This window comes from Holdemanella sp., assembly GCF_056804935.1.
The window spans coordinates 1,058-9,926 of record NZ_DBMEXE010000042.1 but is presented as its reverse complement, the minus strand read 5'-3'; the positions used below and the strand labels follow the sequence as shown (position 1 = coordinate 9,926).

Below are 8,869 nucleotides of genomic sequence, written 5' to 3'. Positions count from 1 at the left end.
ATCCATGTAATTTGTCCTTCTTCACAACTTGTATTCAACAAACCTTTTTGTTCCAACAAATCTTTTGTATGTAAAGTCGTACCCACGCTTCCTTCAATAATATGAACATTTGGACAAAGCTTTTCCAAATATTTTGTATAAAAAGGAAAATGCGTACACCCTAATACAATGCTATCTAGATTTTTATAGTCACTAGCTGCTAAATACTCTTTCAAACAAGACTCTACAAGACATGCATCATCAAGTTTATTGTCTTCAACCATTCTTACAAGTTCTGGACAAGGCACCTTTATAATATGATGTTCATCTTTAAATCGATTCATCAAATTCGCAAACTTCTTTTCTGACAAAGTAAGTTGGGTTGCCCATACCGCAATACGTTGATGTTCACCTCGATCGCATGCCACCTTTAATGCCGGTTCCATACCAATAATATCCACATCATACTTTTCTCTTAGAAGCTTAACACAAGCACTCGTTGCCGTATTGCACGCAATGACGATTGCCTTAACATCATGAGATATCAATTCGTCACATATCGCAACGCAACGCTTTGTGATTTCTTCTTTTGTCTTTGTTCCATAAGGATTATATTTACTATCTCCCAAATAGATCAGATTTTCATTAGGAAGTAAACTATGCATCGTATGTAAAACACTAATTCCACCTAATCCCGAATCAAAAACACCTATTGGACTTTTTGAATTCATACAAAACGCTCCTTTTCCATCTTTACAATTATACAACGTATAAAGAAAACATCCAAGCCCTCAAACTTGGATGCATTAATGACTCATACGCTTTTTCATTTCGACTAATATTTCTAACAATTCTTTTTTTCCAATCCCATTATGTATCAGACTGTCCGGATGCACTCTATCATTATGAAATAATTGAATCAATGATGCTTGAAGCTCTTTAAATGACATAGATTGATATTCTTTATCTACCAGATACTCCTCATAATCTTTCATATCTACTAAATCTGTTGCATAAAAAGAAAGCACCATTTCCATCAATAATGACTGCACCTTCTCATGATCTTCTTCTAAATCTGAATTAGCCCAACAAATATCTTCGTCTGTTAAATCGCTTAATTTTTCGATGTATGTTTGAATAAACGAAGCATCATCCATTTTTTCTTTCGCAAAATAATTTGAAATCTTCATATACCCTCCAAAAAAAAGAGGTTTAAGGCTTTCATCACTTCCTTAAACCGCTTTTCGCAATATTTATATCCTCATATAAATATTACAATGAATTTTGTTTGCATCCATTATATTATTATGCTCTTCTTAACAAACAAAATTCTGTATAGATAAAACCACCACATTTTATCTATACCCTCTAATCCACTTTTCCTTCGCAGAGTTTACCACGCTCTGCATGTCCCTTTGGCAGCTCATCACACTGCCACTTAAATAATAGCACATATAAAAAGGGTAAGCAAGCTTACCCATTTGTCAGTCTATGACCTATAAAGGAAGTAGTCGGTAGTGTTTCAGTCATAGAACTTACATATATATTTTAGTCCTATTTTTTCTGTTGTAAAGCCTTCATAATTCTTTCAAAATGTAAAAATTCATCTTCGTTATTCATCGCAACCAATTCATCTAGACTCACACACCTACAATCAATACTTTCACGAGTATTTAAGGTTACATCACTTAATTGGAAATCAAACTTAAAATGATAAATATCTACAAAATAATTATCATGTCTTTTTTGATCTTCATTAAAGTATGAATATACAACATGACCATTTATGACATCAAGCCCTGTTTCTTCTTTTACTTCACGCTTGATTGCATCTAAACTTGACTCTTTACTCTTAGCACCACCGCCAGGCATTTCCCAGTCTCCAGCAGCCCATTTTTTATCCAACGCCCTTTGTGTAACCAAAAATTTTCCTTCTTCATTTTCTAAGATAGCCAAAACATACATCATGAATTCTCCAGGTTGAAATAAATATGTATTACGATCTACAACACGATTTAAAAACTTTCGATTTCTATCATATAAATCAACGAATTCACTCATCTACACAATCTCCATTTTCATCTCTATAAAAACAAGAATAATGTCCCGTATGACAAGCCGCACCAACTTGTTTGACCTCTAATAAAATTGTATCTTGATCACAATCGATGCGAATTGCCTGTACATGTTGATAATGTCCACTTGTTTCGCCTTTGACCCACAAGCTTTGTCTTGAACGAGAATAATACGTTGCCAATTTTGTCTCTATTGTTTTTTTGTAAGATTCTTCATTCATATATGCCAACATTAATACTTTTTTTGTATCTACATCCTGCACAATACAAGGAATCAAGCCATTTTGTTTCTCAAAATCCAATCGCATCATATACGAACTGCCACTCCTTTTTCTTTTAAATACTTTTTCACATTTTGAACATTCGATTCTTCATAATGAAAAATACTAGCTGCTAAAGCCGCATCGCTGACTTTTAACGCATCCACAAAGTCATCCATCTTTCCACATCCACCAGACGCAATCACTGGCACTTGAACCACTTTAGATACAGCTTCATACAAGGCTAAATCAAAACCATCCTTAGTGCCATCCGCATCCATGCTCGTTAACAAGATTTCTCCAGCTCCTAAAGATACACCTTTTAAGATCCATTCAATACAATCTATACCCGTATCTTTTCTGCCACCTTCAATGTATACGTTCCAACCCGAACCATCTTTTCTTCGCTTGGCATCCACCGCAAGTACAATACATTGGTTTCCAAAACGTTTACTTGCCTCTTTAATTAAGTCCGGATTACGAATTGCAGCACTATTTAAGCTTACCTTATCGGCTCCTGCCATCAACATGGCACGAACATCTTCAATCGTTGAAATGCCTCCACCAACCGTAAAAGGAATATAGATTTCTTTTGCGACCTTATTTACAATATCAACCATGGTTTTTCTTTTTTCTACTGTGGCACTAATATCCAAAAAAACCAATTCGTCAGCACCATCTAAATAATATTTCTTTGCCAGAGCTGCAGGATCTCCCACTTCTTTTAAACCCAAAAAGTGGATTCCCTTCACAACGTTCCCATTTTTTACATCTAGACAAGGTATAATTCTTTTTGTCAACATATGCTTAACGCCTCTTTCAAATCTAACGTCTTTTCATAAATGGCCTTACCCGCAATTACACCATACAACCCTAATTCTTTACATGTTTGAATATGTGATAAATCACGAACACCACCAGATGCGATTAAGTTACATGATACATGATTTTTAAGTGCTTTTAACATCTCAAAGTTAGGTCCTTGTAAAGTTCCATCCTTTGAAATGTCTGTACAAATCAATGTCTTTACCCCAATCTCTTCCATTCTTTTCGCAAAATCCAAATAATATTCTTTGCTCGTTTCCAACCAGCCTGACGTACATACATATCCGTCTTTACAATCAAGTCCAACCGCAATCTTAGAACCATATTTTGAAACTGCATCTTTTAATAAACAATAATCTTGAATTGCTGAAGTTCCTAGAATAACTCTTGAAACACCATTTTCTATATAAAAATCTATAGCAGACATCGTACGAATGCCTCCACCCACTTCAACGGGTATATCACATGTCTTCACAATTTCACAAATCAAATCTTCATTGATTCGACTTCCTTCTTTTGCCCCGTTTAAATCCACAACATGTAAATAGCAAGCATTTGCCGCTTCAAAATTTTTAGCACAAACAAGTACATCATCCGCCACACATTTGGATTGGCCATAATCACCTTGGTACAAACGAACGGGTTTTCCATCTAATATATCTATTGCAGGTAATACAATCATTTAGAACTCCTTTCCAAAATATTCCAATATTTTTAATCCATCTTCTCCACTTTTTTCAGGATGAAACTGACATCCCATAATACGATCATGCATCACAAGACCTGGTATTTTCATACTTCCATACATGGAATATCCAATTAAGTCTTGATCATCCATATCTTTGGCATAATATGAATGGACATAATACACATACGTATTTTCTTTAAATATTGCCTGAGGATGATTACTTTCCAATACGTTCCAACCGATTTGGGGAATTTTTACACTTGTATCCTCCATATGACAAACATGACCTTTTAAAAAGCCAAAACCATCGCATAAGCCATTTTCTTCACTCGTTTCAAACAAAGCCTGCATACCAAGGCAAATCCCTAATAGCGCAACATCTTTATTTACTTGTTGAACAATAAAATCATAGAGTCCCATAGAATGGAGTGTGTGCATGCAGTCTTGAAAAGCTCCAACTCCTGGTAAAATCAATTTATCGCATTTAGATAAAATAGAAACATCTTTTGAAACAACACAATCTAAACCTAAATAGTCACAAGCATTTTTTACGCTGTATAAATTGGACATGCCATAATCAATAATTCCAATCATTCAATTACTCCTTTAGAACTAGGAATACGATCCGATTCTATTTTTACAGCTTGTTTCAAGGCACGGCCAAACGCTTTAAATATGGCCTCTACTTTATGATGATCATTCTTTCCATAGTACACATTGATATGTAACGTTACCCCAGCTGCCACACAAAAGGCTCTAAAAAATTCTTCAACCATTTCACAAGACATCGTTCCAATGTTTTCTCTTATCAATTCGCAATTAAAAACCAAATAAGGTCGTCCACTAATATCTAATGTGACATTACATAAAACTTCATCCATAGGAAGATTCATACTTCCATAGCGGGCAATTCCTTTTTTATCCCCTAAAGCTTCTAAGAATAATTTTCCTAATAAAATTCCACAATCTTCTATTGTATGATGATCACACACTTCAAGATCGCCATCCGCTTTTACAACTAAATCAAAATTTGAGTGAAACGCAAACAATGTCAACATATGATCAAAAAAACCAATTCCTGTATCAATGTCGCTATTTCCATTTCCATCTAAGTTGATCTTTTCATATATTTTTGTTTCTTTTGTATCCCTGTTTTTTTCAGCTATTCGCATACTCAAATCTCCTTAGAATATCTAATACCATTTCATTTTCTTCGCTTGTCCCAATCGTTATACGAAAACTAGCATCCGCATAATTTCGAATTGTGATGTTCTTTTCTTTAAACATATCCATTAAAATATCTTTTTTATCTGTTCTTCCATACAAGAAATTCGCATTTGAAGGATAGAAACTAATTGTTTTATAATCCTTCACTTCTCGATACATTCTTTCTCTTTCTGAAATAATAGTCGCAATATTCGATTTATATGCATCGGCATGTCTTAATACAACACTTGCTATCGTTTGGGTAACACTACTTAGTGCATAAGGAATAAAAAGTGGAGCTAATTTTTCAACTTGTGAAGAAATCATAAACCCACAACGAATTCCTGCAAGTCCATACGCCTTGGATAGAGTTCGACAAACAAAAACCATTGGATATGTTTTTAATAAATCGATGGCACTTTCATTACCAAACTCCATATAGGCTTCATCAAAAATGACTGGAATATTCGAAAAGGCTTCGCAAATTTGAATCATTTCTAATTTCGAAATCGCATGTCCTGTCGGATTATTTGGATTTGAGAATAAGATCATATCCACTTTTTTATCTTTCCCATTTGAAATAAATGCATCGACATCAAAGGATCCATCTAAAGACGTTTCAAATTTTTCAATTTTTGCATGATTCAATTCTACATAATAGTCATACATAGAAAAATCTGGTGCTAATGTATACAGTGTTTTATTTCCTTGTCCATAATACTGAATCAAAAATCCCAACATTTGATCCGATCCATTTCCTGATAAGATCCATGAGGATGGAACATTCATAATATTGGCATATAAATCATGTAATTCATGACAAGTTGTATCTGGATATCGATTGAGTGCAAGGTTTGAAATCGCATCTAAAATTTCTTGTTTGACATTATCATCTACGTTTTGACTTGCCTCATTGGCATTCAATAGAATTCCTGTTTGTGTATGTGTTTGATAACCCTTCATTATTTCATCCTCACTTTAGCTGCATTGGCATGTGCTTGTAAGTGTTCTTCACTGGCAATTGTTTCAATATATTTTCCATAGGCTTCGATTGCTTGTTTTGAATAATACAAATAAGATGATTTTTTAATAAAACTATCTACGGATAAAGCACTTGAGAAACGTGCCGTTCCACTCGTTGGTAAAACATGGTTTGTTCCACCAAAATAATCACCTATGCTTTCGCAAGTGTAGTAGCCCAAGAAAACACTACCTGCATTTTTTACTTCTTGTAGGTGTTCCATTGGATTTTGAATCATCAATTCTAAGTGTTCTGGTGCAATTTCATTACTAATAGAAATGCATTCTTCAATCGAATCACAAACAATGGCTTTACCATAGTTCTTTAGGGATTGTTCCACTATTTCTTTTTTAGGTAATACAGCACTTTGTTTTAAAAGCTCTTGATTCACCAAATCCAAAAGTTCTTCGTTTGTAGTCAACAAAATCGCACTTGCCATTGGATCATGTTCGGCTTGTGATAATAGATCGGCTGCTACATATTCTGCATTCGCCTTTTCATCGGCAACAACTAAAATTTCACTCGGCCCTGCGATCATATCAATATCGACCGTTCCATACACTAATTTTTTAGCGGCTGCAACATAAATATTTCCTGGACCTACGATTTTATCTACTCGATCAATGGTTTGTGTACCATAGGCCAAAGCAGCAATAGCTTGAGCTCCACCAATCTTATAGATTTTATCTACACCGGCAAGTTTAGCCGCATACGCAATATTAGGGTGAATCGTTCCATTTTTATCCGGTGGAGTTACCATAACAACATTTTGAACACCGGCAATTTTTGCGGGTAATGCATTCATTAAAACACTGCTTGGATATTGTGCACGTCCTCCTGGAACATAGATTCCTACTGCTTCAAGAGGTAGTACTCTTTGGCCTAAATAGATTCCCTTTTCTTTCTGCAACAAATATCCATTTTGTTTTTGAAGTTTATGAAAATCTTCGATATTTTTTTTAGCAAGTTTCATTGCTTCTACAAACGAATCATCACATTTTAATATTTGTGCATCCCATTCTTCTTGAGATACTTCCATTGTATCTAAGCTTACCTTATCAAATTGTTGTGTATATTTTAGACAAGCCTCATCTTTATTTTCTTTTACATCTTGAATAATATTTGACACTGTAACCAAGACATCTGTACTTAAATCTTGTGTTCGTGACATCAAATATTCTTTCAATGCATCTTTATCTTCTTTATAAATTCTAGTCAACATCTTCATTCACCCTCTTACTTAAATCATTGATTACTTTCATCACTTCTTCGTGTTTTAACTTAAAGCTTGCTTTATTCACAATAACACGTGCACTAATGTCACAGACTGTATCTAGCACAACTAAACCATTTTCTTTTAAGGTTGTTCCTGTTTCCATAATATCTACGATTCCGTCGCATAGACCTAAAATAGGTGCTAATTCTACAGATCCATCAATCTTAATAATTTCAACATCCATACCTTTGGACAAAAAATATTGTTTAGCTACACGAGGATATTTGGTTCCAATCTTAATGTGTCCTACTTTTGAAAACAACTGATTTTGAGGTAGGCTAGCCACAATGAATTTACACTTGCCAATCTTCAAATCTAACAATTCATAGTTATCATTCTCATTTTCTAAAATGGTATCTTTTCCAACAACACCAATATCAGCCACACCATGATTAACATAGGTAATACAATCGTTGGATTTCACTAAAAAATATTGAATGTCATGTACAGAATCTTTAAACACCAAAGCTCGACCCTTATCTTTTAAAGCTTCTACTCCATAACCAAGTTCTTCTAACATAGCAACAGTTTGTTTTTCTAAACGTCCCTTTGTGAGTGCAATCGATAAGCTCATGCTTGTACCTCCTCTACATAAATAGATTCATTTGTTGATGGTTCTAAAATGACGATTCCTTCTTTTCTCAAATTTTTTGCTTGTTTCATAGCTTCAATTTGTTTGTCTTGTGGATAATACAATTTATATTTCTTTTTCGATTGTACATCCACATGATCAATGAGTGGATCTAGCTTTACACTAAAGCCACAAGCTGGAAGATCACGACCAAACTTCTTTAATAAACAGTCATATCGACCGCCACTTAAGATACTTGTTCCAACACCTGAAACATATCCTTCAAAAATAATTCCGGTATAGTAATCCAAATGGGCAACTTTTCCTAAATCTACGGTTACATTTTCTAAATATCCTAATTCTTTTAAAGATTGGATACATTCTTTCATAGAATCTAAGACATCCTTTAATGAATCATCGAAACAATACTTATATGCTTCATCTAATATATTCACATCTCCACACAGGAATGGAAGGTGCATAAAGAAATCCACAATTTTTTCACTGAGATACAATGAATCCAAGTAAACTTTCAGATCGACCATGCTTTTCTTATCAATTAAATTGGCTAGAGTATTGACTTCTTCTGTGCTCAAACGAACAACTTTGCAAGCCGCCTGAAAAAACTGCACATTTCCGATTTCGAGCGTATAGTTTTTAAAGTTTTTCATGACTTCTAAAGCGCAGCACAAGACTTGTACATCACTTTTTGAATCCAATCCAATCAATTCGATGCCACAATCTGTGACTTCACTTCTTTTGCCTGCAAATTTTTGACGTACTTTAAATACATTTGAAGTATAGCGATAGCGAAACGGAGGCTTTGAATCTTTAAATTTCGATGCACAAACACGTGCAATTGGAACGGTCATATCCGTTCTTAATGTTAGAATTCTTCCATTTTCATCAAAGAATTTATACATATCTGTTGTTTGAATGTTTTTAAATGCATTTTCATATGTTTCATA

12 protein-coding genes are annotated in these 8,869 nt (G+C 34.3%); all 12 read right to left on the bottom strand.

Annotated elements, in window-relative coordinates; all coding sequences use genetic code 11:
* Positions 1–710, bottom strand: a 710-nt coding sequence (gene murI / locus ACZQCL_RS03385) for a glutamate racemase (protein ID WP_482481847.1), incomplete at its 3' end; no start/stop codon positions are given.
* 75 nt (positions 711–785) lie between these two features.
* Complete coding sequence (locus ACZQCL_RS03380) at positions 786–1,169, bottom strand: hypothetical protein (RefSeq protein ID WP_337532127.1); 384 nt, start codon at positions 1,167–1,169, stop codon at positions 786–788.
* A 364-nt stretch (positions 1,170–1,533) separates the two neighbouring features.
* Positions 1,534–2,040, bottom strand: coding sequence for an NUDIX hydrolase (locus tag ACZQCL_RS03375; protein ID WP_482481846.1), 507 nt, complete (start codon positions 2,038–2,040; stop codon positions 1,534–1,536).
* Positions 2,033–2,365 (bottom strand): phosphoribosyl-AMP cyclohydrolase, encoded by a 333-nt coding sequence (gene hisI, locus ACZQCL_RS03370; protein WP_117571854.1) that lies wholly within the window; start codon positions 2,363–2,365, stop codon positions 2,033–2,035. Before hisI ends, ACZQCL_RS03375 begins: the two co-directional genes overlap by 8 nt.
* Positions 2,362–3,117: an imidazole glycerol phosphate synthase subunit HisF gene (gene hisF, locus ACZQCL_RS03365; RefSeq protein WP_337532128.1), complete on the bottom strand. Its 756-nt coding sequence runs from the start codon at positions 3,115–3,117 to the stop codon at positions 2,362–2,364. The genes hisI and hisF overlap by 4 nt, the downstream gene beginning before the upstream one ends.
* Positions 3,111–3,821: a 1-(5-phosphoribosyl)-5-[(5-phosphoribosylamino)methylideneamino]imidazole-4-carboxamide isomerase gene (hisA, locus tag ACZQCL_RS03360; protein WP_227991436.1), complete on the bottom strand. Its 711-nt coding sequence runs from the start codon at positions 3,819–3,821 to the stop codon at positions 3,111–3,113. The genes hisF and hisA overlap by 7 nt, the downstream gene beginning before the upstream one ends.
* A complete protein-coding gene (hisH, locus tag ACZQCL_RS03355) occupies positions 3,822–4,421 on the bottom strand; it encodes an imidazole glycerol phosphate synthase subunit HisH (RefSeq protein ID WP_337618956.1) in 600 nt (199 codons plus the stop codon).
* Positions 4,418–4,999: an imidazoleglycerol-phosphate dehydratase HisB gene (hisB, locus tag ACZQCL_RS03350; RefSeq protein ID WP_227991439.1), complete on the bottom strand. Its 582-nt coding sequence runs from the start codon at positions 4,997–4,999 to the stop codon at positions 4,418–4,420. The genes hisH and hisB overlap by 4 nt, the downstream gene beginning before the upstream one ends.
* Complete coding sequence (locus ACZQCL_RS03345) at positions 4,986–5,996, bottom strand: pyridoxal phosphate-dependent aminotransferase (RefSeq protein ID WP_331865659.1); 1,011 nt, start codon at positions 5,994–5,996, stop codon at positions 4,986–4,988. The genes hisB and ACZQCL_RS03345 overlap by 14 nt, the downstream gene beginning before the upstream one ends.
* Positions 5,996–7,276 (bottom strand): histidinol dehydrogenase, encoded by a 1,281-nt coding sequence (gene hisD, locus ACZQCL_RS03340; protein WP_227991447.1) that lies wholly within the window; start codon positions 7,274–7,276, stop codon positions 5,996–5,998. Before hisD ends, ACZQCL_RS03345 begins: the two co-directional genes overlap by 1 nt.
* On the bottom strand, positions 7,266–7,904 hold the full coding sequence (gene hisG, locus ACZQCL_RS03335; RefSeq protein ID WP_227991448.1) for an ATP phosphoribosyltransferase: 639 nt from the start codon (positions 7,902–7,904) through the stop codon (positions 7,266–7,268). Before hisG ends, hisD begins: the two co-directional genes overlap by 11 nt.
* The coding region (locus ACZQCL_RS03330) for an ATP phosphoribosyltransferase regulatory subunit (protein WP_482481845.1) at positions 7,901–8,869 on the bottom strand (969 nt) is incomplete at its 5' end. The genes hisG and ACZQCL_RS03330, both read right to left, overlap by 4 nt.